Raw genomic sequence first — 24713 nt, 5'->3', positions numbered from 1 at the left:
GTTAACTATTCATGCTGGCTAAGAATTCTTTATTATTTCGTGTGCCTTTCATTTTATCCAGCAGAAATTCCATAGCTTCTGTAGGATCTAAGTCGGATAGAAGTTTACGAAGGATCCAGACTTTATTTAGTTCTTCTTCTGTCATGAGCAATTCCTCTTTACGCGTACCGGATTTATTAATATCGATAGCCGGGAATATTCTTTTATCGGATAATGTTCTGTCGAGAACTAATTCCATATTACCTGTGCCTTTGAATTCCTCAAAAATTACTTCGTCCATTCTGCTGCCGGTATCGATTAATGCAGTTGCAATAATTGTAAGGCTACCGCCGTCTTCTGTATTTCGAGCCGAGCCGAAAAATCTTTTTGGTTTATGGAGTGCATTTGCGTCGACGCCACCGGATAGGATTCTACCGCTATGTGGAATTACTGTATTGTGAGCGCGTGCCAGTCGCGTAATACTATCGAGCAAAATAACCACATCGTCTCCGGCTTCGACCATTCTTTTAGCTTTTTCGATTACCATATTGGCAACCTGAACGTGTCTTTCAGCTGGTTCGTCGAAAGTGGAACTTATAACTTCAGCCTGCACCGAACGTTGCATATCAGTAACTTCTTCGGGGCGTTCGTCAATTAAAAGCATTATTATCTTTACGTCAGGATGATTTCTGGTAATAGAATTTGCAATTTTTTGCAGCAGGATAGTTTTGCCAGCTTTGGGTGGCGACACAATCAATCCCCTCTGCCCTTTGCCAATAGGTGCAATCAGGTCGACAATTCTCATCGAGTATTCGCCTGGAGCAGATTCGAGTTTCAATCTCTTTGTTGGATAAATTGGAGTAAGATTATCGAACAGTGTGCGCTCTCTAATAGCTTCAGGATTCTTACCGTTTACAGCTTCAACCCTCAAAAGGGCAAAGAAACGTTCACCTTCTTTGGGTGGCCTTACCTGACCACTTACAAAATCTCCTGTTCTTAAACTAAATCTTTTTATTTGGGAAGGTGATACATAAATATCGTCGGGCGAGGGCAAATAATTGTAATCCGCAGAACGCAAGAAACCGTAACCGTCGGGCAACACTTCGAGTACACCCTTTGAAAAAGTTAATCCGTCCTTTTGAGATTGTGCTTCGAGAATTTTGAAAATTAATTCCTGTTTTCTCAAATCGCTGTATCCAGTAAGACCGAATTCTTTTGCTATTTTATAAAGGTCAACGATTTTTTTTGATTGCAATTCTGATATGTCCATTGGCATTTCTATTTTCCTGCAGATTGTGATTAATTTAAATGGTATTTTTTATGGGGTTTTCAGAGTCAATTCTTATATGGTTTAGTTGTAAATAACGCTGAAGTCGTCTGAGGTTCATTGGAAAATTAACTTAGTATTATTTCATAGTCAAGTAAATAGATTAATTTCCGATTTTAATTTGCCAAGTAAATAGATGCTTCCAAGAACCGCCAGACACTCGTTTTTTTTATTTAATATAAAATTTCTTACCAGTTCGGCTGGTTCATAAAGAGGAATAGCATTTATTCCTGCTTCTTCAGCAGCATTCCTTAAATCATCAATTGTTGCTGATCTATCAAGTCCAACTGTAGTTACATATAAAGTATCGAATTTCTTTCCTAATTTTTTAATCATTCCCTTTATTTCTTTATCCTTCATGGCTGCAAAGACAACGCTTCTTTTTTCATAGTTGTCAGATTCTTTTTCGAACTCTTGTAAAAACGTTTCTATCCCTTCGGGATTATGAGCTGCATCGAAGATAACCTTCGGATTTTTGTTGATAATTTCGTAGCGTCCCTGAATGTTTGTATTTTCAATAACTCTTTCAATACCGGAATCGATTACCAGACCATCATTAATATTGAGAGTTTCGTTCAAGGTTTTTAATGCAAGAGCACAATTAATTAGTTGATGGTAGCCGATTAACGGTGTTTTGTAAATATGAAATTGTTGGTTTTTCAATGACAAATTTACAAAATCTTTTTCTTTTTCTGCAAAATTATTTAATGAAAATAGTGGGGAATTTTTTTCCTGGGCAATTCTGCTCAATACTCCTGCTGCAGCTTCACTAACATTCCCTATAAAAACTGGTTTCCCCATTTTAATAATGCCCCCTTTTTCGAAAGCAATTTTTTCAATTGTTTCACCAAGTATGTGTGTATGCTCAAGACTGATCGATGTGATAACAGATGCTATCGGATCGACTAAATTTGTGGCATCGAGTCGCCCGCCCAGTCCGGTTTCAATTACCGCATAGTCCACATTCATCTTTGCAAAGTAATCGAACGCCATTGCAGTGGTAACTTCAAAAAAAGTAATCTCATTTTCCTTAATATAATTTTCGTGCTTGTGATAAAAATCTGCAATAGATTCATCATCTATAAAATTCCCGTTTATCTGAATACGTTCGTTAAAACGCACTAAGTGAGGAGAAGTATAGAGACCCGTTTTAAAACCCGCAGCCATTAAAATACTTGCAATGAACGAAGCAGTACTTCCTTTACCGTTACTGCCTGCGATGTGAAAGACTTTCAGTTTTTTGTGAGGGTTACCGAGAGCTTCAAGAAATTTTTCGATGCGTTCCAATCCCAGTTTAATATGAAATTGGCGCATTGAGTAGAGTTTTGTCAGTATTGAATCGATATCGTTTTCAGATTTCATACGAAGCAGTTAAATCGGATACTCGATTAATCGACATTTTTTTACAATATTCAATTAAACCATCTATAATTTCTTCGCCTGCTTTCGGATTGATAAAATTAACAGTCCCTATTTGAAATGCAGAAGCGCCTACAATCATGAATTCAACGGCATCTTTCCAATTCATAATTCCTCCAATTCCGATTATCGGAATTTCCACATTGCGACTGATCTCGAGTACTTTGGCTAATGCTACAGGCTTTATTGCTGGCCCTGATAATCCACCTGTTACGTTCTTAATCTTTGGTTTCCTCGTCCAGATGTCGAATGCGGTTCCGACTAATGTATTTATTGCCGATACGGCATCACCACCGTTATCCTTAACAATTTTTGCAAATTCAGAAATTCTCGAGACGTTTGGCGATAATTTAATTATTACTGGTTTATCGGTAACAGCTTTCACCTTTTCTGTAATTTTTGCTACTGCTTGCAGGTTGTTTCCAAATTCGAGTCCGCCTTCTTTAACATTGGGGCACGAAACGTTAATTTCAAAAGCTGCAATTGCGTCTTCTTCAGTTAATATCCGAGTGCATTCTACATATTCTTCGATTGAACTGGCAGCGATATTACAAATTATCGTTGTGTTTAATTTTTTAAGAAATGGAATCTTTTCTTTTATAAATACTTCAACGCCAACATTTGCAAGTCCAATAGCGTTCAACATACCAGAGGCAGTTTCACATATTCTCTGCGGGGGATTTCCAATTCTTGGTTTTAACGATAAGGATTTTGTTACAATCCCTCCTAATTTACTCAGGTCAGTAAACTCAGCAATTTCATTTCCATAACCAACAGTTCCTGAAGCCAGCAATACCGGATTTTTTAATTTGAGTCTGCCTATTTGTACGGATAAATCAATCATATTATTCAATAACTATTTGATCGGAATTAAACACAGGGCCGTCTTTACAGACAAGGTAATATCCTTCGCCTTCAGATTTTTTAACTGGGCATCCCTGACAAATGCCAAATCCGCACGCCATTGCAGATTCGATCGAAAGCTGACAATCGTATTTTTTTTCGGCAACTTTTTGTAATGCTCTTAGCATTGGGTTGGGTCCACATCCGAAAATTCTGATTTTTTTATTTTCTAATTTTTTTACTTCCGATTGAAAACAAGCAATTACATTTCCGTTGAAGCCTTCGGAACCGTCATCTGTTGCAACCAGAAGATTTCTCATTCCCCATTTTATCAATTGTTCAGAATTTCTCGCTCCTACAAAAGTTAGAATTTCTTTGTCTTCAAGATGTTTTATCAATAACGGGAAAGGAGCAACACCAATACCTCCACCAATTAATACTGCAACTTCGTAATCACCTGCGGTATTAAATCCATTGCCCAATGGCCCAAGAATATCAAGTTGATCGCCTGATTTTTTTTCAGCGAGCATTCTTGTACCTTCGCCGTGAATATCGAACATAAAATAAACTATATCCCCATCGGTATAGCAAACACTGAAAGGTCTGCGGAGTAAGGGATAATCTGTGTCTGAAACTTTGATATTACAAAATTGACCTGGCTTTATTGCAGTTGCTAGCTGTGGAGCTTTTACTTTTAACAGAAAGGTATTTTTATTTAATCTTTCCAGCGATTCTACAGTTGATAATACGGTAAACAAATTGAGGCTCTTTTTTTAGTGAGCAAATTTAACTATGTTAATTCGAAAAACAAAGAGCATTTACTTTTTCAGAATCGAATTTTCAATGGCGGTAATTTTATCCAGTCGCCTTTGATGCCGTTCTCCTAAGAATTCAGTTTCAAGCCAAACATTAATAATCGATTTTATTGTTTCTTCGCCGAGCGAGCTGGCACCTACTGCAATTATATTGGCGTTGTTATGTTCTCTGGAACTGCGCGCTGAAAATTCATTGTAACAAGTTGCAGCTCTTATGCCGGGAATTTTATTTGCAGTAATTGCAGAAGGGATACCAGTTGCATCAATTAAAATTCCGCAATCGGCTTCGCCAGATTTAACCTTATTGGCAACTTTCAAAGCTATATCAGGGTAATCGACAGCCTCATCACTAAATGTACCGACATCTTCAATTGAGTATTTATTTTTCAAATACTCCACAAGTAGCTTTTTTACCTTTACTCCCGTATGATCAGAACCGATGGCAATTTTTTCGAAGGATTTTTTGTCGGATGTAGTGTGATTTTGTGATGAGATAATTTCTATTTTTTTCTGCAGTATCAAATCTCTGGCTGCCGGAGTAATAAGAGAACTTTCGTGAACATATAAACTGTTTTTACCAGATTTTATTAAATCCAGAATTACTTTTTCGGTAATCAGTTGTTTCATAAAAGTTCTAACCTTTTATTCATTTTAAGGTAATCGACTACATCCCGTACATTCTGGGCTTTGTCCCTGCTGCATACGAGCAAAGCATCTTGTGTATTGATGACAATTAGATTTTCTGCGCCGATTATGGCGGTAAATTTTTTTGGAGAGAAAACATAAGAGTTGTAAGAAAATTCTGAAAAAACATCACCTATCAGAACATTGCCGTAATCATCTTTATCCGAAATTTCATAAACTGCTTCCCAGCTTCCAACGTCGTTCCAGTAAAATTCAGCTCTGGTAAGATAAACATTCCTCGATTTTTCCATTACGCCATAATCGATGGAAATGCTCTTCAGTTGACCATAGACATGGGTTAATTGTTTCTCGAAGTCGTCTGATCCGATTGCTTTTTCAATTTCGAGTAGACCCTCGTATAGATCCGGCAAATATAATTTTATTTCTTCGAGGATAGTATCAACGCGCCAGACAAATATTCCTGCATTCCATAAAAAGTCGCCACTCTCGATAAACCGTCTGGCAGTAGATAAATTGGGCTTTTCTGCGAAAGTCAATACCTTATAAATATTAGTACTTATTTCTTTTTCATCGAATTGAATATAACCGTAGCCGGTTTCCGGGCGTGTTGGTTTGATACCGATGGTTACAAGTCCTTTATTTTTGTATGCAAAATCTGCAGCATTCGAAAGGCAATTTCTGAAGGCCTGATCATCTTTAATAATATGGTCGGAGGGAAGAATTAATGTTACAGCCTCGGGATCTCTATGTTTAATCAGGATAGATGCCAGCCCGATACAGGCAGCGGTGTTTTTGCCGAATGGTTCATCGATAATATTTTCTTGAGGAATTTGCGGGAGTTGTTCAACAACTCTCATCTTCTGAATTTTGTTAGTAATGACATAGATATTTTCGTTTTGCACCAATCCATTTAGTCGACTTACGGTATCTTGAATCATTGTGTTATCACCAAAAATTCTCAACAATTGTTTTGGTTTTCTTTCTTTACTACGCGGCCAGAAACGTGAACCGACCCCGCCGGCCATAATAACAGCATATAAATTCATCAGAGCACCCTTTTTGTTTGTGAAATCAATTTACCAAAATTTTCTGCACGATTTAAATAATTTGTTATATCAACCTCCTTGCCTCTTACAACGGCAACAATAACTATAAGACAAGCTCTCAAAGCTTCGATTGCAGAACTACTTGGTGCAATTTTTTTATTATGGATTGCTTCGAGTCCCTGTACAAATATTGAATGCATATTGGAGATTATTTCAAATCCAATTTCTTGCGACAAGTTTCCATTTTCTTTCATTATACGAATATAACTATTGATTTCGTTTTCTGTATAATCATATCGAGAAACACGATTCAAAAAAGCATCAATCTCTTTAATCGGTCTTAATATCCTGGCTTCATATTTTTCAAAATTAAATTCCGCCTCGGCGTCGAGATCGTCGAATATAATTTCTTTCTTCAGATCATCGGTAGACGTACGCACTGGCATTTCCGATTCAATTTTAATCTTGGGTAATTCGGCTTGGCCGACAGATTTCCTTTTTGTTAAGTCGATCTCGAGGTTCTTATCGTTATCGCTACTTGCTTTTTGCAAAATTTCTTTCATTTGTTGGGGTGTAACGATATCGAGTAGATTACTTACATCGCCAATTAGATTGCTGCTCTGTTCTTTGAATCGATCCGATAATTTAAGAAAATCGATCTTCCCATTTATCGTAAAATTATAAATTTCCGTAAGTTTAATTCCAAGTTTAGACAACTGTGTAATCTTTTTAAATCGCTCGATTTCATCAGATATACTTTCGACTTTCGACAGATGCTCGCGGAGAATTGCAAGTGCTTCAATCTTTTCTGAACTTAGTCTGAGCTGATTGGCTGCCGTCATTATGCACTGGATAATATAATTTCTTGTAAAATCGAATTTCATCCTGCCCTACAACTCAATTTCCTGCATTAATATATGACAAATGTAATCAATTTTAATAATTCAGACACATAAATAATCGAATGAAGTTAGCAGTTGTTCTGTTAAATGATTATATTTATTCGTCAGTTAAGGAGTGAAAAAATGTTAATAACAACCACAAATACTATCGAAGGGAAAAAAATAGTTAAATACCTCGGCATAGTAAGCGGCGAAGCAATAATGGGTGCTAATATAATCAAAGATATTTTTGCAGGAATACGAGATATTGTGGGAGGTAGGTCTGCTACTTACGAAAAAGAATTGAGAAATGCGAAGGAACTCGCGCTAAATGAGATGACACAGGAAGCCGCAATGAGAGGTGCAAATGCGGTAATTGCAGTTGATCTCGACTATGAAACAGTAGGACAGGCTGGTAGCATGTTGATGGTTTCTGCGAGTGGCACAGCTGTTGTCATAGAAGACTAAAATATTAATGTAAACCAGATAATTCCAATTGCTACCGTTATAGTTGTTACTATAACTCCTGATTTCAAATACTCAAAGAAAGTAATTGTTATATTGTCTTTCTTTGCAGTCTCAGCGACAATGAGATTGGCCACAGAACCAATCAAAGTTAAATTACCCGCAAATGTTGATGCCATACCGAGTATTAGCCAGGACTGTTCCGCATTTGGCATAACCGAGATTACGGGTTTTAACAACAGCACAGCCGGTACATTTGAAATAAGATTGCTCAGGATTACAGTAGCAATCGAAAACGAAAAAACACTCCCTGTCAGGTATGGATTTACAGTCCTCGACAAATAATGGCTTAAGCCGGAAGTTTCTATTGATTTGGTTACAACAAAAAGCGCGGAGAAAAATACAAGTAATGACCAGTCAATTTCATTAAATACTCTTGCAGGCTTCAAACGCCTTGTAACCAGCAGAAGGGATGCGCAAGCAAAAGCCGCAATTGGTATTTCCATTCCCGTAAAAAGGAGTAAAATCATTAATAATGTAGCAATTGTACTTTTTATTAACAATGGTTTGTACGGCTTAACTTCTTCTGTCTTTATTCCTTCGAAAGAAGTTTTGTGAAATTCTTTTTTATATATCAATCTCATTAAAATCAGCGTGACAAATAAACCCGAAATTGAGGGGAAAATTTGATAAACTAAATAATCGACAAAAGAAATACCCGAAGCAATCCCAATTATCATATTTTGTGGATTTCCTATTATAGTCATAGCCGAGCCAATATTTGCAGATAATGCTACAGCTATTAAATATGGGACAGGATTTCTGTTAAGCGATTTTACAACTTCAATTATCAAAGGTGTATATACAATTACAACAGTGTCATTCAAGAAAAAAGCCGACAGTATCCCGGAGGAAAAAATAATTAAAGTTAGAAGCTGAAAAGGTGTTCGTGCAAAATTAACTATCTTCGAAGATAATACTTTAAAAAAACCGCTAAGTCTCAGATTCCCGTTAATAATCATCATTGAAAAGAGCAAGACAATCGTATCCATGTCGATTGCTCGATAAGCATCGGCGGAATCGATTGCACCTGAAAGAAGCAATGTAGCTGCTCCAACAAGCGCAATCGATGCTCTGTTCATTCTGAATTTAGGAATCCTCCCTACTGCAATTCCGTATAGTGTAATCAGAATTATAATTAGACTGAGGGTCTGAACACTACTCAAATTAGTCTATCCTTCATGCTTAACTTTAAAACCTTTCATCATCCATTTTTTAGCCAGAAAAAGTCCCAGAGGACTTATAATTGCAATCAGGCCATATATCAACCACATTGTTTCGGTGTTCATTTGAGAAGGTGGAGTATCGGCCGGACAATACTTCATAAGAAACCAGCCTGAATAGAGACTCGTTATAATCTTTGTAAGAAACCATGGGAATTGACCAATTCCCATATAGATGCCTGTCATATTCTTTGGGGCTATTTCTGCTACCCATTGTAGAAATCGAGGCTGCCACATAGCTTCGCCTATTGTCATAATAATTAAATAAGCCATCAGAGTGTTGATATTTGGACCTAGCGAAAGAATAAAAGTAGGTGTGGCCATTACAAAAGTACCAATAATCATCATGTTATAAGTATTCCTTTTTGTAGTCAACGCGGCAACCATCGGTGTAAGGATGAATATCAATATCGGATTTAGATTTACAAAAAATTCAAAATTGTCCTGTACGAATCCTTCGAATGCTCTGCTCGTATAAAGAGGTAATGTAAGCCAGTTATGTGCAAATAAGGTTTGAACGGGAATCAAAATGAAAATAAAATAGAGGAAGCGAAAATCTCGTAACGGAAAATTTTTAATATAAAATTGTACTTTTTCTTTGAAAGTCATGTTCTTCAATTCATCGTCGTCTTCTGCAACTTCGTTTTTATTTTTTGAAGCTTCTGCTACAGCTTTTTCGTACGCACTTTTCGTTATTATGAAATAAACAACAAATATTCCAACAACTGTAAGAAACACATAAACCCAGAACACACCGAGGATTCCGTAAGCTTTTCGAACTGGCGGCGAAATTAAACCGGGCAGGAAACCTCCCAGATTCATCAGGGCATAGAGCATTGCATAACCCATAGCAGCAGTTTTTTCATCAGTCAACTTTTTTACACCGGCATAACAAGCAGGTTGGTAAATTCCATAACCAATAATAATTCCAAGTATTCCAATCATAGACAAAATATGTGCGGAACCCCATAAGCCAGGCACCCCAACTGTAGGAGCTATAGTTAAAACTACTCTGCCAATTAACATTGCAGAAAGAGCAATCAATAGGGATTTTCTCAAACCGATCCAATCGACAGTTGCACCAAGAAATAACATACTCAGTGTAATGCCAGCAGTTAAAAATCCGACCATGTTCCCAGCTCTAATATCATCTAAATGGATATACTCATTAAAATAGATTGCCAGCAATCCTACTATTCCGAAATAAGTCAGTCCTTCTAACATATAAGACAAGTTCAAACCAAACAAAGCTCTTGATGTATGCAGAAGGTCTTTGAAAGGCTGAGTTATTTCTTTCAATATTCCGTTCAGTAAATTATTTTTCTGAGACATAGTTACCTCTTGATTTGTCTATATAATATTGACTTCGTATTCTAATTGAATTCCGAATTTTTCATTTACCCTGTTCCTTACCATTTCAGCAAAATCGATTATCTCTTTACCCGTAGCACCCCCATAATTTACGATTACAAGAGCTTGATTTTTATGTACGCCCACCTTACCGATGCGTTTTCCCTTAAGACCGGCTTTTTCGATAAGCCATGCCGCCGGCACTTTATAAATTGCTTCGCCTATTTTATGATACGGAATGTCTCTGTATAAGGATTGAAAAGAGAAGAGTGCATCTTCATCAATAACAGGATTTTTAAAGAAACTACCTGCGTTACCCAATTCTGACGGATTAGGGAGCTTCGACTGCCTGATTTCTATTATACCCTTGCGGACGTCGTTGATATCAACCTCTTCGATATTTCTACTCTGGAAATATTCTCTTAAGGCACGATAATCGAGATTTAATTTCTTCGCTTTGCTCAGTTTAATTACTATAGCTGTTATTAAAAATTGGTTTTTCAGCTTTTCCTTAAATATGCTTGTACGATAACCAAATTTACATTTTACAGCCGGAAGGATCTCTTTTTTTAGATCTAATAAACTCACACCTTCTACTTCAATTAAACAATCCTTTATCTCTACCCCATAAGCGCCAATATTTTGAACCGGAGCGGCGCCCACGGTACCTGGAATAAGAGATAAATTTTCAATTCCGTACCAATTATTTTGCACCGTAAATTCTACCAGCGCATCCCAATCTTCACCTGCATGAGCACGGAGAATTATTTCATGATTGTCTTCCGACAGTACTTCGATTCCCTTTCTATTGTAATGTATTATAGTTCCCTCAAAATCTTTTGTAAAGAGGATATTGCTGCCCCCACCTAATATTAATTTGTTTTCTGGAATGTTATTTCGAAAAAAATTTAACAATTCTTCTTCTTCATCGAACTCAATTAATTCTCGGGCTGCTGATTCTACTCCGAAGGTATTGTAATTCTTGAGCGAGAAATTAAAATGGCGTTTCATCCAATGATGTTTCCGTATTTAGAGGTTAACAAAATACTGTAATTTACATTCAAAATATAAGCCCACTTTCCAGTTTTTTCCAATCGATAACTTCAATATTTTCTCCATCACTCCTTATAAGGACGGCTCCTCGCAAATCCGTTCTAAGCACCTCTACATTCATTTTTTTTAATAGAGCAATCACCTGAGGTGAGGGGTGATTAAAATAATTACCTATTCCCGCTGAAATGAGCGCATAGGAGGGATTGACGAGTTTTAGAAATTTTTCGGATGTGCTCGTATTACTGCCATGATGTGCAACTTTTAAAACATCCGATTGGAGAAATTTACCATAACTTTTGATAAGATCGCTTTCGATTTTTTGGGATGCATCTCCTGTAAAAAGAAACGAAGTGTTTCCATAAACAATCTTTATTATTCCACTTCTATCGTTTGAATCCAAGATTGTATCATCGTTATTTTCATTCAAAATGTATAGGCGTACATTTGAAAACTTTATTATTTTCTTTTTATAATACTCAAAAGGAATCCCCTTTTGCCTCAATAGTTTTTCTAATTCGACATCCAATCTGTCACTTGAATCGACTGCAGGTTTGAAAATATAATTCACCCTTCCCACTTTAATGAGAGAAATAAATCCGCCGTAGTGGTCGTTGTCGATATGTGAAATCAAACCGTATTTTATTGAGTCAATACCCAGAAAATCCATTAGTGGGATGATGATTCGTTTTCCATTATCGAAATAATTAGTTGAGCTACCTGCGTCAATCAGCATATAATCGCCGTCAGGTAATCTAATGAGGAAGGCATCGCCCTGTCCCACGTCGATCGCCATTATGCTCAGTTTATTATCCGTAAAATACTTGTAGTTATCTAATTTCATAAATAATATCATTGTCGCAATAGAAAGAATTACAACTGCAGCACGGAAATATTTATTTTTATAATAGTTGAATAAGACGCCGACAAATATCATAGTAACATAAAACAAGGATAGATCATACCAGGAGAACTGGTTAATTCTCAAATAAGCAATTTCTATTGACCCGAAAAAGTTCGTTACATAAAACATCAGATGGGAAAATAAAATTGTAGCCGAAGCGTAGAACATACCAAGCGAAGGAAGGATAACAGAAAAAATTAATGTAACTATTCCTAAAGAAACCACAATACCCAGAAGTGGAATCACAATTAGATTAGCGAACAATGCAATAAGCGATATTTTGTGAAAATAAATAATCGTAAACGGTAGAGTACCAATTTGTGCAGTTAGGGATACAATCATAAACAACAATAGATTTCCCAGCCATTTTCTCTTTTTGAAAAATTCATGCTTAGCTATTGCGTTACTAATTGGTGGGGTTAACACTACGATTGAAAGCACAGCTGCAAAAGATAATTGAAAACCAGGTTCGAATAATTCAGCGGGTTTGAATACCAAAATAATAAAAGCAGCAATTGCGAGTGTATTTAATGGCGAAGTATCTCTGCCAAAATATTTAGCCATTATATATACAGACGCCATAATAACTGCCCGGGTAACTGACGGTGGCGCATAGGTAATTATAAGGTAAGCGATCAATCCGAAAATTGTCAGGATATACTTTAACGTAATATGAAATCTTTGAAACAATACAAAAAATATAAACGCAATAAATCCAACATGTAAACCTGATACAGCCAATATGTGAATAACTCCCGCATTTATAAATTTTTCTTTGATTTCATAGTCTATCATATTCCTATCGGCAAGAAGCAAGCCCCGCAGTAAAGATGCCGTAGTAAAATCGTGCCCCTTAAAGAGCAGATCGTCAATTGAACGGCGAATCTTAAATACCATATCCGGGAATAGGATTCTTTCTTCATTAGTCAAAATAATATTATCTGACTTATAAACATAAAACAGGGCGCTGATTCCCCTTCTAAAAAGATATGCCTGATAATCAAATTCACCGGGGTTTCTTTTGTCCCTGGCTTTCATTAAAGTACCTTTCAAACATACTCCATTACCAACTGCGATTTTATCATAAATATTACGCAAGTCGTTCATCGTCAAAAGTATAGCACAACTTACCTTTATATTCTTTTTCGAAACATTTTCGTTCCATCTAATGCTATCGACTTGCACTGTAAAATTCAATCTATCATTTTTAATCAAATCAATGCCGCAGATTTTACCGTACAATATTGCATTCCTGTATTTAGGTAGAGCAAAGGGGTAATCAACTTTTTCAGATGAAGAGAAAGCAAAATGCAGAGCGCCAACAAAAATGATTAATAGCACAACAAAAAAATTGCCGTAAATTGACCTCCGTTTAATATTCTGAATTAACACAACGATAAAAAGAAGTGAAATTGGTGGTATGATTATATTGATTGGAAGATTAATGATGGATTCGAGTATAATTCCGCAAATAAAAAATAGGGTAAATTTTATTAGCGGATATTTATTCACTCATATAACTCCATGATAGAATCTTTTATATCATACAACGATTTTATACGCGAAGCAAGCCTTTCTGCATATTTACCGAATGTTAATCCCAGAGCGGGATTAAGAGTGTGATTACGAGTTGTAAGGTCTTCAAAGTTTCCGTGGTCTGAACAGATAAGAAGTGTAATTTCATCAGGAAGTATCTTAACAACAAAGTGCAAGAATCTATCGAGCGTTTTAACAGTATGGTCGAACAATTCAAGGTTTCTACCGTGTCCGAGGTGGTCTGTATGAAAATATTCAAATAATGTAAAATGGTTGCGGGAAGCTACACGGATCAGTCTACGGGCGGCTAATTCTGGAGATATAACTTTTAATTTGTAATTCATTTTATGCACAAATCTGTAATTATCGATATCGGCACTCAATGCTCTCCCTTCGTGCAGATCTTTTATTTTATTCAATCTTACATCACTCAACAGGCAGGATAGTGTAGTGACACTCAGCATTCGTCTACCCTTCCTTACGTAATCAAAAAACTGTTTCGGATAGGCATTGACAAAAGCAACTTTTTTCTTTTTCCGTTTCAGTTCAATAAAAATGTTTTTTTCTTTTATAATCGGCACCAGAGTAGAATAAGGATATGGTCCGAAATGTTTTCCAATAATTTCAGGTGCATTGACCCCGCAAAAAATAGACGTTTGACCTGTGCCACTAAGTGGAATATCAGGTACACCCATAGTTGCATCAATTGGAAAAACAAAAGAGTTTTTCCCTTCCAGAAATGGATTATCGAGATGAGGGATTGTGCCGAAAAGCTCTCTGAAAATTTTAAAGTCGTATTTGAAGAAAGGATTATTTACGTAGTCTTTTTTGCCTATACCCACCCCATCGATAAATATCATCAGTAGAGATTTCACATAGTGCCTTTTTCTTTTGATTCTACAATCAGAGTAACAGGGCCGTCATTATAAATTTTAACGAGCATCATGGCTGCAAAAATACCGCTTTTAACTTTTGATTCGCCAAGATTGAATTTCATCCTTTCGATAAACTTTTTGTATAGATCATTTGCCGTTTCCGGTTTAGCAGCATCCGTAAAGCTTGGACGATTGCCCCGCCTGGTATCGCCGTATAATGTAAATTGAGAAATTATCAGTACTTCACCATCGATATCTTTGAGGGACAAATTCATTTTGCCATGTTCGTCTTCGAATATACGCAAATTGGAACATTTGTCGGCAACAAAATTTACATCTTCAATCGTGTCGCCTTCTTTAACACCGAGCAGAATAACCATCCCTTTACCAATTGAAGCATAATGCTCTGGCTCTTTAATTGTCACCGAACCTTCCGAAACTCTTTGTACCAAAGCTCTCATGATTTTTGCCCGAATATAATTCTATCGATTTTTTGGTAATCCTGGATTATCTCGATATTGATAAAGTCGTAATTCTTCATAATTGAAGCAACCTCAGCTGCATGTCCCTGTCCTAATTCAAAAAATAATCTGCCGCCAGTCGACAAATATTGGGTTGCCATCTCTGTAATTCTTCTATAAAAACTTAATCCATCTTTGAAATCTGTAACTGCCATATCGGGTTCATAGCGTGCAACTTCTTCCTGAAGTTTATTATATTCATTATAACTTACATACGGAGGATTGGAAACAATAATGTCAAATTGAAGTTCGTGGAAAAGGTATTCATCAAAAATATCTTTCCTTATAAATTCGATAGAACCGATAATGCCGTGCATCTCGGCATTATGCCGTGCCAGTTGAAGAGCTTCGTTCGATTTATCGATGGCTACAATTCTAACATCATTTAGATTCAAACCAAGAGTAACTGCAATGTTCCCGCTTCCAGTACCGACATCTAATATTTTAAGTGATTTCGAATCCTTATATAAATCGATGATTTTTTCCACGAGCAACTCGGTTTCTGGTCGGGGAATAAGCACGTATTGATTAATGTCGAATTTCAGACCATAAAATTCTGTATATCCTAATATGTACTGTAATGGTTCTCTTGCGCCTCTTCGTCGGATTAATTCTCGATACCGTTCGATTTCAACTTCTTTGAGAGGCTGGTCGAATTGCAAATAAAGGTCCATTCTTTTGCATTTAAGAACATCAGCCAGCAGCAATTCTGCATTCAAGCGTGGCGATTCGACGCCTTTTTTTTCGAGATATTCTGCGGATAATGTAATAGCTTTGAGAATGTTCAACATAGTATTATTCAACTTCTATAAAGTCGCGTATGTCGACGATCATCATGCCGGCTTTTTTAGCAGCTTCCACTCCAAAATCGCCATCTTCATATACAACGCAATATTCTGGTTCTGTTTTTAATTTCTCCGCTGCATAGAGGAACATATCCGGTGCGGGCTTGTGTTTGAGATTGTCGTCTGCAGTTACTATCAAATCGAAATATTTATCGAGTCCTGTAACTGCCAAAGATTGCATTACATTTTCTTTCGATCCGCCGGAAACGACTGCCATCGGAAGTTTATTGTAATATTCATACACAATCGATGCAACCGGTGCTATTGGTTTTATTGAGTCGGCATACCGTTTAAAGAATTCATTCTTCACGTTAACAATTTTTTCTGGATCGATGTCCGTTCCAAAATAATTGTTATATAACTTAATGATTTCCTCAGAAGGCATACCTCTTTTAGAGAAGAAAAAATTGTAGTCGAATTCATAGCCGAATAAATTTATTGCGTACTCCCACGCTTTCAAATGCAAAGGCATTGAATCCACCAGAGTCCCGTCGCAATCGAACAACAACGCTTTAGCTTTAGGATCGGGGTGCATATCTGTACTCCTTCCAGAAATTTTAAAATTTGGAAGTACAAATATACTTATTTCCCCGAATAATAGATTTCATTCCACTTCAATTGATTTTTGAATTGAATGATATCAGTGTTGTTGTCAATGAGCAAAAATTCAATACCAGCTATTTCAGCAAAGTCGTATAAATACTCTGATGTTATTGATTGACTGAAACAGGTGTGATGAGCACCACCTGCATAGATCCATGCTGTAGCCGCTGTATGGAGATTGGGTTCGGGTTTCCAAAGTGCTCTTGCAACAGGAAGTTTTGGAAGCGCATGTTCCGTTTTTACGACGTTGACATTATTGACAATTAATCTAAAGCGATTACCCATGTCGATCAGCGAAGCATTGAGAGCATTGCCTGGAGCAACATCGAAAACCAGACGTGGCGGATCGTCTTTCCCTCCAATAGATAAAGGATGTATTTCGAGTGTCGGTTTATCGGCAGCTATCGATTCACAGACTTCGAGCATATGAGCACCAAGCACCATCGGATTAAGCGGATCGAAATGATAAGTATAATCTTCCATAAACGACGTGCCTCCTTTCAATCCGACCGACATCACTTTAACCGCTCTTACCAAAGCTGCAGTTTTCCAATCGCCTTCTGCCCCGAAGCCGTATCCTTCTGCCATTAAACGTTGAACTGCAATTCCCGGAAGCTGGCTCAATCCGTGCAAGTCCTCAAATGTTGTAGTAAATCCGACAAAGTTTACTTCTTCTAAAAAACTTCTCAAACCAATTTCTATTTTTGCTGCTTCAAAGAGCCTTCGATAGTTATTATCACCTTCGCTTAGAGGTGCATTTATATTGTATGACCTTTTATAAACTTCGATTAATTCTTTAACAGCTTTTTCGTTAGTTTTATTGACATATTCAACCAGATCGCCGACACCAAAGCCGTAGACAGAATATCCAAGTTTTATTTGAGCTTCGACTTTATCGCCTTCGGTAACAGCCACATCTCTCATATTGTCACCAAAACGAGCAATTCGTGCTCCTTGAGAATCTGCCCATGCAATTGCAGCCCTTATCCAGATGGAAATTTTATCAATGACATTAGGATCCTGCCAGTGTCCCGTTACAACTTTTCTGTTCAATCCCATTCTCGTACAGATGAATCCAAACTCGCGGTCGCCGTGAGCAGCCTGATTAAGATTCATAAAATCCATGTCGATACTGTCCCACGGAATATCACGATTAAATTGCGTATGAAGGTGTAAAAATGGTTTATTCAGTAAATTCAAACCTCTAATCCACATCTTCGCCGGCGAGAATGTGTGCATCCAGAAAATAAGTCCAGCGCATCTGACGTTGCTATTCGCTTCAATTGTTAGGTTAGCAATTGCATCGGGAGTAGTTAAAACATCTTTAAAAACAATTTTGATCGGAATTTTTTTATCAGCATTTAATTCATTTACAATTTTTGTCGAATTCTCTTTTACCTTTGCAAGTGTTTCTTGACCATACAAATGTTGACTGCCAGTGGCAAACCATATTTCGTATTTATTAATATCAACCATAAATCCCCCCTTTTATTTCTTTTGTCCGTAGTAAGCCTTAGGACCATGTTTTCTTAAAAAATGTTTATCTAATATGTAATCGGGCAAATTTTTTATGTCTTTGTTCAATGAAAGAGTTTTAAAGGCAATTTCGGCAATTTTTTCGAGAATCAAATTTTTTTCTACAGAATCGGCAGCGGATTTTCCCCAGCAGAAAGGTCCATGCCCGGCAACCAAAATACCCGGTACCGATTCTATTTTCATATCTGCCAGTCTTTCGATTATTACCAGTCCTGTATTCTTTTCATAATTGTCTTTTACCTCATCTTCTGTTAAAAATCTCGTGAGTGGAACGGGACCATAAAAATTATCTGCGTGAGTAGTTCCCAGGCACGGTATTTCCATTAACGCCTGAGCGAATACAGTGGCATAAGTACTGTGCGAATGAGTTACGCCTTTAATTTCCGGGAAAGCCTTATAGAGCTCAAGGTGAGTGGGAGTATCGGAAGATGGTTTTAATTCGCCTTCAACAACATTACCATCCAGATCGACTACCACCATATCGTCCGCAGATAATTCATCGTAGTCGACGCCGCTTGGTTTTATAACGATCAGGTTATTATTTCTATCGATACCGCTTACATTTCCCCATGTTGAAATTACCAGATTATAATCGACCAGACGAAGATTGGCATCGAATACTTCTCTTTTTAGATTTTCGAGCATTATTCACCACTCCTCACTTTATCTCTAATTTTTAATAAATCTTTCATTACGTTATAAAGATTTTCTCTATAATCTTTAGTTCCGAAACTATCATGCAGCTGTGAATAAAGCCGATAGAGCTCTTTATATATTTCGTGATTTTCAGGATTCGGATTGTAAACCTTACTAATTCCTGTCATTGCATTTTGTGCATCGATAATGTAATCGTAACCGCCAGCTGACTTTCCTGCCGCCACGGCAGCAAAGATAGCGGCTCCGAGTGCGGGAGTCTGTTCGCTTCTCGAAACTTTCATTGTTCGATTGGTAATGTCGGCATATATTTGCATTAATAATTTATTTTTGACAGCGAGTCCTCCGCAATTAACAACCTCTTCAACGTGAACGCCATATTCTTCTAACCTGTCGATAATTTTCAAAGCGCCGAAGCCGGTAGCTTCTATTAATGCTCTATAAATTTCCGGCGCTGTTGTATGAAGCGTCTGACCGATTAAAAGTCCGGTTAACCGAACATCAACAAGAATTGTTCTATTGCCGTTATTCCAATCGAGAGCCAGTAAACCACTTTCACCTGGTTTTAATTTTTCAGCTTCTTCACCTAATATTTTAAATTTTTCGTCGAGTGTTTTGCCGAATTTATCGGGTACGAGGTTATTGACAAACCAGAGGAAAATATCACCCACGCCCGATTGACCAGCTTCGATTCCAAAATAGTCCTCCATAACCGAGCCATCAACAATTCCGCACACACCTTCAATATCGTTCAATTTTTCTTTACAAGGATGTATCATGATGTCGCAGGTACTCGTACCAATTATTTTCACCAACGTACCTTTTTTAATTCCTGCTCCGACAGCTCCCATGTGGGCGTCGAATGCACCTACGGCAATTGCAGTATTCCTGCTCAAGCCCAACTTCTCTGCCCATTCGGAAGAAAGACTTCCTATTTTCACGTTAGAAGGGTATGCCGTGTCGTAGAGTCTATCCCTTAAATTTTCCAGACCGGGTGACAACCTTTTCAAAAACTCTTTGTCGGGTAGACCTCCCCATAGTTTGCTGAACATTGCTTTATGACCTGCTGCACAAACGCTTCTTTTAATTTGTAACGGATTTGTATTTCCTGCAAGAGCAGCCGGAATCCAATCACAAATTTCCACCCAGCTGAAAGCTGCTTCGTAAACTTCGGGATCAATATTTTTACAATGAAGTATTTTACTCCAGAACCATTCCGAAGAATAAACTCCTCCAATTTTGGATAGATATTGAGGACGTATTTCCTGAGCAACTTTTGTGATGTAAGCTGCTTCTTCATAACTTGTGTGATCTTTCCAGAGCCAGACATATGCGTTAGGATTGTCCTTGAATTTTTCGTAGGTGCTCAATGGTCGTCCATTTTCATCTACGGGCATTGGACTGCTACCTGTGGTATCAACTCCAATTCCGATTACATCTTCATTTCTAAATTCAGGATTTTTTTCTTTTGCGATACGTAGAGCTTCTTTTATTGTAACTTCAATGCCCGTTAAATAATCGGCTGCGTTTTGTCTTGCCAGTTCGGGATTTTTGTGGTCTACAATCACTCCGTTTTCCCCTGTGGGGTACGGGAACACATAACTGGCTAATTCCGTACCGTTCCCTAATTCAACAATAAGGGAACGGCAGGAATTAGTACCAAAATCTAATCCTATTGTATATTTGGCCATAATTTTATCCGCTGAAATAGATATAGGCTCCCAGAATCATCAGTATAACAATAAGGGAAGCAATAACATCCATTGCGTTCCAGCTTGCACGCGATTCCTGTCTCTGTTCATCTGTAATAGTACCAAAAGTCAATCCTTTTATTCTTTCATATTCCGGTTCTTCTGTAGCATAACTTACCACATACATAACTACGAGACTAACCAGGAAGATCAAGAGGCTATAATATTGGAAGAAAATATTATTAACAATCCACAAGAATGAGCCCTGCTCGTAATGGAATCCGGAGACAAGTTTAACAGGAGTATCAATAGCAAGTCTGAATATACCGAGCGCAAAACCGCTGAATAATGCAGCCAGTGCACCTTTAGCATTAAGGCGTTTATTAAATATGCCTGCGAAGAATACAACAAATATCGGAGGTGCAAGATAAGCCTGAACACCCTGCAGATAGTCATACAAACCTTTGCCTCCACGAATTACAGGCAGCCATAACAATCCAATAATTACCATTACAGTCGTAGCAACTCTACCTACCCAGACAAGTTTTTCCTGAGTAACGTGAGGTTTTAATCTTGAGTAAAAGTCGATTGTAAAAAGAGTTGAACAAGCATTAAAAACGCCGGCCAAAGAACTCATTAATGCAGCCAGAAGACCTGCCACTACCAATCCTCTGACACCGATCGGTAAAATATTAGCAACCATCAGTGGGAATGCCTGTTGCGCATTGTCGCGAATAATCTTTCCGTCCGGACCGATTAATTGTTCTTGAAAAACAGGTACCTTCCCACTTACAGCCAGAGCATAAAAAATTATACCCGGGATAATGAAAATGAAAACAGGCAATAATTTAAAGAAAGCTGCAGCAATCGACCCTCTTCTGGCTTCTCGTTCGTTAGGTGCCGATAAAACGCGTTGAACGATGTATTGATCGGTCGTCCAGTACCAGAGCCCGATTATAGGAGCACAAAAGAGCATTCCAATCCAGGGATAATTATCGTTAAAATACCAGGCCATTTTGCCTGCTTCTTTTACAGGCGCCCATGTAGCTTCTACGCCAGCGGGTACAAGGGGTTTCCACAAGTTGAACATTTCCGAGCCAGCAATAGCTTTAAGCTCGCTCCAGCCACCCAGATAATGCAATCCAAATGCAGTAACAAGCAACGATCCGATGATAAGAATAATCGTTTGTAAAGCTTCTGTATAAGCTACCGCAGCCATTCCTCCCAAAACCGTATAGATACCAGTAATTACAATTACGAGTATCGAACCGATCCAGAAACTATCGAGTCCAAGAAAATTTATATCCGGAAGGAGTACAGAAAAAACAATGCCTCCTGCAAATACACCAACAGCAATTTTAGTTAAAACATAGGCTACCAATGAGATTCCTGAAAGGACTGTACGTGCAGTTGGAGAGAATCTACGTTCAAGAAACTCAGGCATTGTATAAACTCTGGAACGAAGATAGAAAGGCACCATTACCCAACCTAAAACAAGTAAACACCATGCGTGGAGTTCATAGTGAGCCATTGCAACTCCGTCGGTTGCACCTGAACCAGCCAACCCAACAATATGCTCCGACCCAATATTCGATGCAAAAATCGAAGCTCCTACAATAAACCATCCCAAATGCCTGCCCGCCAAAAAATAATCGTCGGTGGTCTTTTTCTGTTTCTTGATTACCCACCAGGCAAGGCCCAGTATGATAGCAAAATAAAGAAATATTATTATCCAGTCGAGTGTGTATAGTGCGCTCATAGCTGTACCATCCATTTTTTTTGTGAAATATTGGTTATTTCATAATATCGAAGTGATATACAGTTTTTTGGCGATAGATATCACCAGGTTTTAAAATAGGCGAAGCAAAGTTTTCTTTATTTGGAGAATCAGGGAAAAATTGTGGTTCTAAGCATAGAGCCGTACGGTATTTATATTTTATGCCGCCTTTACCAGCAATTGTGCCGTTCAAAAAATTACCTGAATAAAACTGTATACCAGGCTGGTCGGTATAAATTTCGAGTACTCTTCCACTTTGCGGATCGGTCAGCGTAACTGCTTTTCTCACTTTCCCATTATAATTATTTAAAGCCCAGTTGTGGTCATATCCTTTTCCATATTTCAGCTGAAGATAATCGTCGTTAATTTTCGAACCAATGGGTATTGGTTTTCTAAAATCCATCGGTGTATTTTCAACCGGTGCAATTTCGCCTGTTGGAATCAACTCCGAATCGATCGGCGTAAAATTATCAGCATTAATACTTAGAACATGATTTAATATTGTGTTTTCGAAATTACCCGATAAATTATAATAGGCATGATTGGTAAGGTTTAATATGGTAGGTTTATCTGTTGTACCTGTGTATTCAATAATCAAATCGTTATTATCTGTCAAAGAAAATTTTACTTCGACATTTACGTTACCAGGAAAACCTTCGTAACCGTCTGGACTTTGCAGTTTCATAACCACACACGAAAGGGTGTCGTTGGAGACAATTTCAGAATCCCATACCAATTTATGAAATCCTTTCATACCTCCGTGGAGATGGTTTTTGCCATCGTTAATTGTCAATTGGTATTCTCGATCATCGATTTTAAATTTTCCCCTGCCAATACGATTTGCATACCGTCCTACTGTAACACCGATAAAGGCATTATCATTAATATAGCCGCTCAATGAATCGAATCCAGCTATAACGTCGGCAAATTTTCCCTCTTTATCGGGCGTTACAATCGATACCAATGAAGCGCCGTAATTTGTAAGTTTGACCGTCATTCCATTCGAATTTTTCATTGTGTAGAGATAGACGGGAGAACCGTCAGGTGCAGAACCAAAATTTTCTTTGGTTATTTTGCTTTCATTTGCAGAAGTGCAAGCAACTACCATTGCAGCCAGCAGAATAATCATTATTTCCCCCATAATAATTCCTCATTAATTTAATAAAACAATTAAAGATTACTTAAAGAGTTAAAATAAATCGAAAATTTTGATATGAATAATAAAATTATAATTACTTTTTTCAAAATTATTTTTAGAAGCCAGGAATGATATGGGAGAACAAAAAGGTACTCTCGAATTATAAGAGTACCTAAGAAAATTTACTTTTTGTATGTACTCAACAAAAAGTCGGCTACAGCTTCTGCTTCCGCAGGCTTAAGTCCCTGATTTGGCATTGCGGGATAGTCGGGATTGATTTTTACTGGGTTCAAAATAAATTTTACCAACTCTTCTTTTTTGCCTTCGTATTTAGGAAGAGTTTCATTGTAAGGCGGTCCAACCAATTTTTTGTCGAACTGATGACATGCAATACATTTTCCATTGTAAATATCTGCACCGTTTATTACAACTTTCTTCAATCCATACTCCTCTTCCAATGAAGATTTATATTCTTCATAATTTGCGGCTAAAATTGCAAATTGTTTTTTTGTAGCCGTGTCCAGAGAAGAATATTCCTGCAGTACAATAAAGAATAGAGCGAGAACAAATAAATAGATCAAAGACGATGCGTATTTAATTTGTGCGTCACGAATCATTAAATAAAACATCAGACTGATAAACATTACAACAAAGAGCGCTAACAATGTATAAGCAAACAGATTGTATGACAATGCATAACTTGATTTAGCCAGAATCGAAAGAATAATAAATAACGGCAGAATAACAGAAATAACCAGACCGGTCTTCAATCCAATATTCTTAATAAAATTGTAATAACTTTCATCTGTCTTGAAGTTGTCGGAAGAATACAATTTATAAATGATAAAAGCGGCAGTTAATCCGAATGAGAACAAGACAATCTCAATGAATCCAATTATAGTCTGCAATGAAAAAATAATTTTAATAAAATGAGTTTCAGTATTCCAGTATTCCGGACTTGACGCCAGATGCAAAGAGGAAACAAACAGGTATACTGAAAAAAGCAGCAATGCTAATCCAACCACACCCGACTTTTTCAAAAGTTTATTTGCACGTACTAAATAAAAAGAAGATTCTTTTTTAATTTCTTCGTCAATATTGTTGCCTTGCGAAACTGCCCCAAGTATATCTTTAATATGGAAACTATATTTGTATGTATAGATAAATAAAAGCGCCAAAACATAAATTAATGAAGCAATCAGCAGGTAGCCGGCCGCAGGAACATTTGATAGATGCAAAAGCTGTGCTAAACTGAATGTTATACTCAAAAGAGGTATAAGTCCCAGACCGAAAGCAGAAACCTTATTGAAGGTTACCATATCAATCAGGAACTTTGAAAATTTATAATAAGTTTTACTATCGTTCTTAACACTTTTATTCTTAAAGAAAAGAGATAAAGTCATCGACCCAATCAGCAAACTGATGTATGGAATAAAAATCAGCAATGTTAGAACAAAAAGATATTTCAGTAGAACCAGATGGTGTGCAGACTGGGGTAAAACATATTTGTCTAAGAATTCCATATACGAA

General features: G+C 37.3%; 22 protein-coding genes. 1 reads left to right on the top strand and 21 read right to left on the bottom strand.

Features of this window, described 5'->3' with window-relative positions; translation table 11 throughout:
• Position 1: 1 nt before the first annotated feature.
• From rho to ACSSV9_RS10385, 7 genes are all read right to left on the bottom strand, one after another.
• Positions 2-1249, bottom strand: a complete 1248-nt coding sequence (gene rho, locus ACSSV9_RS10415) for a transcription termination factor Rho (protein WP_437347196.1) — start codon at positions 1247-1249, stop codon at positions 2-4.
• A 147-nt stretch (positions 1250-1396) separates the two neighbouring features.
• Complete coding sequence (locus ACSSV9_RS10410) at positions 1397-2668, bottom strand: bifunctional folylpolyglutamate synthase/dihydrofolate synthase (RefSeq protein ID WP_437347195.1); 1272 nt, start codon at positions 2666-2668, stop codon at positions 1397-1399.
• A complete protein-coding gene (locus ACSSV9_RS10405) occupies positions 2658-3569 on the bottom strand; it encodes a dihydroorotate dehydrogenase (RefSeq protein ID WP_437347194.1) in 912 nt (303 codons plus the stop codon). Before ACSSV9_RS10405 ends, ACSSV9_RS10410 begins: the two co-directional genes overlap by 11 nt.
• Before the next feature lies 1 nt (position 3570).
• Positions 3571-4326, bottom strand: coding sequence for a dihydroorotate dehydrogenase electron transfer subunit (locus tag ACSSV9_RS10400; protein WP_437347193.1), 756 nt, complete (start codon positions 4324-4326; stop codon positions 3571-3573).
• Positions 4327-4386: 60 nt separating this feature from the next.
• Entirely contained in the window at positions 4387-5010 is a 624-nt protein-coding gene (gene rpiB / locus ACSSV9_RS10395; protein WP_437347192.1) for a ribose 5-phosphate isomerase B, read from the bottom strand.
• The gene (locus ACSSV9_RS10390; RefSeq protein ID WP_437347191.1) at positions 5007-6074 is read right to left on the bottom strand and encodes a mannose-1-phosphate guanylyltransferase; all 1068 of its coding nucleotides are present in this window, start codon (positions 6072-6074) and stop codon (positions 5007-5009) included. Before ACSSV9_RS10390 ends, rpiB begins: the two co-directional genes overlap by 4 nt.
• On the bottom strand, positions 6074-6958 hold the full coding sequence (locus tag ACSSV9_RS10385) for a hypothetical protein (protein ID WP_437347190.1): 885 nt from the start codon (positions 6956-6958) through the stop codon (positions 6074-6076). The genes ACSSV9_RS10390 and ACSSV9_RS10385 overlap by 1 nt, the downstream gene beginning before the upstream one ends.
• Before the next feature lie 141 nt (positions 6959-7099).
• Between ACSSV9_RS10385 and ACSSV9_RS10380 the strand changes: the two genes are divergently transcribed.
• Positions 7100-7423, top strand: a complete 324-nt coding sequence (locus ACSSV9_RS10380) for a heavy metal-binding domain-containing protein (RefSeq protein WP_437347189.1) — start codon at positions 7100-7102, stop codon at positions 7421-7423.
• Here ACSSV9_RS10380 and ACSSV9_RS10375 read toward each other — a convergent pair.
• The 14 genes from ACSSV9_RS10375 to ACSSV9_RS10310 form a co-directional block, all read right to left on the bottom strand.
• Positions 7420-8646, bottom strand: coding sequence for an anion transporter (locus tag ACSSV9_RS10375; RefSeq protein ID WP_437347188.1), 1227 nt, complete (start codon positions 8644-8646; stop codon positions 7420-7422). The genes ACSSV9_RS10380 and ACSSV9_RS10375 overlap by 4 nt on opposite strands.
• Before the next feature lie 6 nt (positions 8647-8652).
• A complete protein-coding gene (locus ACSSV9_RS10370) occupies positions 8653-10035 on the bottom strand; it encodes an MFS transporter (RefSeq protein ID WP_437347187.1) in 1383 nt (460 codons plus the stop codon).
• 18 nt (positions 10036-10053) lie between these two features.
• Complete coding sequence (murB, locus tag ACSSV9_RS10365; RefSeq protein ID WP_437347186.1) at positions 10054-11064, bottom strand: UDP-N-acetylmuramate dehydrogenase; 1011 nt, start codon at positions 11062-11064, stop codon at positions 10054-10056.
• A gap of 49 nt (positions 11065-11113) precedes the next feature.
• Positions 11114-13519, bottom strand: a complete 2406-nt coding sequence (locus ACSSV9_RS10360) for a DNA internalization-related competence protein ComEC/Rec2 (RefSeq protein WP_437347185.1) — start codon at positions 13517-13519, stop codon at positions 11114-11116.
• Positions 13516-14418, bottom strand: coding sequence for an alkaline phosphatase family protein (locus ACSSV9_RS10355; protein WP_437347184.1), 903 nt, complete (start codon positions 14416-14418; stop codon positions 13516-13518). Before ACSSV9_RS10355 ends, ACSSV9_RS10360 begins: the two co-directional genes overlap by 4 nt.
• A complete protein-coding gene (gene dtd / locus ACSSV9_RS10350; protein ID WP_437347183.1) occupies positions 14415-14879 on the bottom strand; it encodes a D-aminoacyl-tRNA deacylase in 465 nt (154 codons plus the stop codon). Before dtd ends, ACSSV9_RS10355 begins: the two co-directional genes overlap by 4 nt.
• The gene (prmC, locus tag ACSSV9_RS10345; protein WP_437347182.1) at positions 14876-15730 is read right to left on the bottom strand and encodes a peptide chain release factor N(5)-glutamine methyltransferase; all 855 of its coding nucleotides are present in this window, start codon (positions 15728-15730) and stop codon (positions 14876-14878) included. The genes dtd and prmC overlap by 4 nt, the downstream gene beginning before the upstream one ends.
• Positions 15731-15734: 4 nt before the next feature.
• Positions 15735-16319, bottom strand: coding sequence for an HAD family hydrolase (locus tag ACSSV9_RS10340; RefSeq protein WP_437347181.1), 585 nt, complete (start codon positions 16317-16319; stop codon positions 15735-15737).
• 47 nt (positions 16320-16366) lie between these two features.
• Positions 16367-17863 carry an L-arabinose isomerase gene (gene araA, locus ACSSV9_RS10335; protein WP_437347180.1) on the bottom strand — a complete coding sequence of 499 codons (1497 nt, stop codon included), beginning with the start codon at positions 17861-17863 and terminating at the stop codon, positions 16367-16369.
• Positions 17864-17875: 12 nt separating this feature from the next.
• Positions 17876-18568: an L-ribulose-5-phosphate 4-epimerase gene (locus tag ACSSV9_RS10330; protein ID WP_437347179.1), complete on the bottom strand. Its 693-nt coding sequence runs from the start codon at positions 18566-18568 to the stop codon at positions 17876-17878.
• On the bottom strand, positions 18568-20268 hold the full coding sequence (locus ACSSV9_RS10325; RefSeq protein ID WP_437347178.1) for a ribulokinase: 1701 nt from the start codon (positions 20266-20268) through the stop codon (positions 18568-18570). Before ACSSV9_RS10325 ends, ACSSV9_RS10330 begins: the two co-directional genes overlap by 1 nt.
• 4 nt (positions 20269-20272) lie before the next feature.
• Positions 20273-22042, bottom strand: coding sequence for a sodium:solute symporter (locus ACSSV9_RS10320; protein ID WP_437347177.1), 1770 nt, complete (start codon positions 22040-22042; stop codon positions 20273-20275).
• Between the two features lie 19 nt (positions 22043-22061).
• Complete coding sequence (locus tag ACSSV9_RS10315) at positions 22062-23174, bottom strand: aldose epimerase family protein (RefSeq protein ID WP_437347176.1); 1113 nt, start codon at positions 23172-23174, stop codon at positions 22062-22064.
• Positions 23175-23365: 191 nt separating this feature from the next.
• Positions 23366-24706, bottom strand: a complete 1341-nt coding sequence (locus ACSSV9_RS10310) for a c-type cytochrome (RefSeq protein WP_437347175.1) — start codon at positions 24704-24706, stop codon at positions 23366-23368.
• Positions 24707-24713: the final 7 nt, after the last annotated feature.

Origin of the sequence: Melioribacter sulfuriphilus (assembly GCF_051488685.1) — a bacterium.
In the GTDB taxonomy this organism is placed as follows: domain Bacteria; phylum Bacteroidota; class Ignavibacteria; order Ignavibacteriales; family Melioribacteraceae; genus Melioribacter.
This window is presented reverse-complemented; position numbering and strand designations above follow the sequence as displayed.

What these genes read in the sequence shown, in the direction of transcription:
- ACSSV9_RS10390 (WP_437347191.1), bottom strand. Translation starts at nt 6,074, where the DNA reads ATGAATTTATATGCTGTTATTATGGCCGGCGGGGTCGGTTCACGTTTC.
- rho (WP_437347196.1), bottom strand. Translation starts at nt 1,249, where the DNA reads ATGGACATATCAGAATTGCAATCAAAAAAAATCGTTGACCTTTATAAA.
- ACSSV9_RS10405 (WP_437347194.1), bottom strand. Translation starts at nt 3,569, where the DNA reads ATGATTGATTTATCCGTACAAATAGGCAGACTCAAATTAAAAAATCCG.
- rpiB (WP_437347192.1), bottom strand. Translation starts at nt 5,010, where the DNA reads ATGAAACAACTGATTACCGAAAAAGTAATTCTGGATTTAATAAAATCT.
- murB (WP_437347186.1), bottom strand. Translation starts at nt 11,064, where the DNA reads ATGAAACGCCATTTTAATTTCTCGCTCAAGAATTACAATACCTTCGGA.
- ACSSV9_RS10320 (WP_437347177.1), bottom strand. Translation starts at nt 22,042, where the DNA reads ATGGATGGTACAGCTATGAGCGCACTATACACACTCGACTGGATAATA.
- araA (WP_437347180.1), bottom strand. Translation starts at nt 17,863, where the DNA reads ATGGTTGATATTAATAAATACGAAATATGGTTTGCCACTGGCAGTCAA.
- ACSSV9_RS10380 (WP_437347189.1), top strand. Translation starts at nt 7,100, where the DNA reads ATGTTAATAACAACCACAAATACTATCGAAGGGAAAAAAATAGTTAAA.
- ACSSV9_RS10310 (WP_437347175.1), bottom strand. Translation starts at nt 24,706, where the DNA reads ATGGAATTCTTAGACAAATATGTTTTACCCCAGTCTGCACACCATCTG.
- dtd (WP_437347183.1), bottom strand. Translation starts at nt 14,879, where the DNA reads ATGAGAGCTTTGGTACAAAGAGTTTCGGAAGGTTCGGTGACAATTAAA.
- prmC (WP_437347182.1), bottom strand. Translation starts at nt 15,730, where the DNA reads ATGTTGAACATTCTCAAAGCTATTACATTATCCGCAGAATATCTCGAA.
- ACSSV9_RS10340 (WP_437347181.1), bottom strand. Translation starts at nt 16,319, where the DNA reads ATGCACCCCGATCCTAAAGCTAAAGCGTTGTTGTTCGATTGCGACGGG.
- ACSSV9_RS10330 (WP_437347179.1), bottom strand. Translation starts at nt 18,568, where the DNA reads ATGCTCGAAAATCTAAAAAGAGAAGTATTCGATGCCAATCTTCGTCTG.
- ACSSV9_RS10325 (WP_437347178.1), bottom strand. Translation starts at nt 20,268, where the DNA reads ATGGCCAAATATACAATAGGATTAGATTTTGGTACTAATTCCTGCCGT.
- ACSSV9_RS10385 (WP_437347190.1), bottom strand. Translation starts at nt 6,958, where the DNA reads ATGAAATTCGATTTTACAAGAAATTATATTATCCAGTGCATAATGACG.
- ACSSV9_RS10370 (WP_437347187.1), bottom strand. Translation starts at nt 10,035, where the DNA reads ATGTCTCAGAAAAATAATTTACTGAACGGAATATTGAAAGAAATAACT.
- ACSSV9_RS10410 (WP_437347195.1), bottom strand. Translation starts at nt 2,668, where the DNA reads ATGAAATCTGAAAACGATATCGATTCAATACTGACAAAACTCTACTCA.
- ACSSV9_RS10315 (WP_437347176.1), bottom strand. Translation starts at nt 23,174, where the DNA reads ATGATTATTCTGCTGGCTGCAATGGTAGTTGCTTGCACTTCTGCAAAT.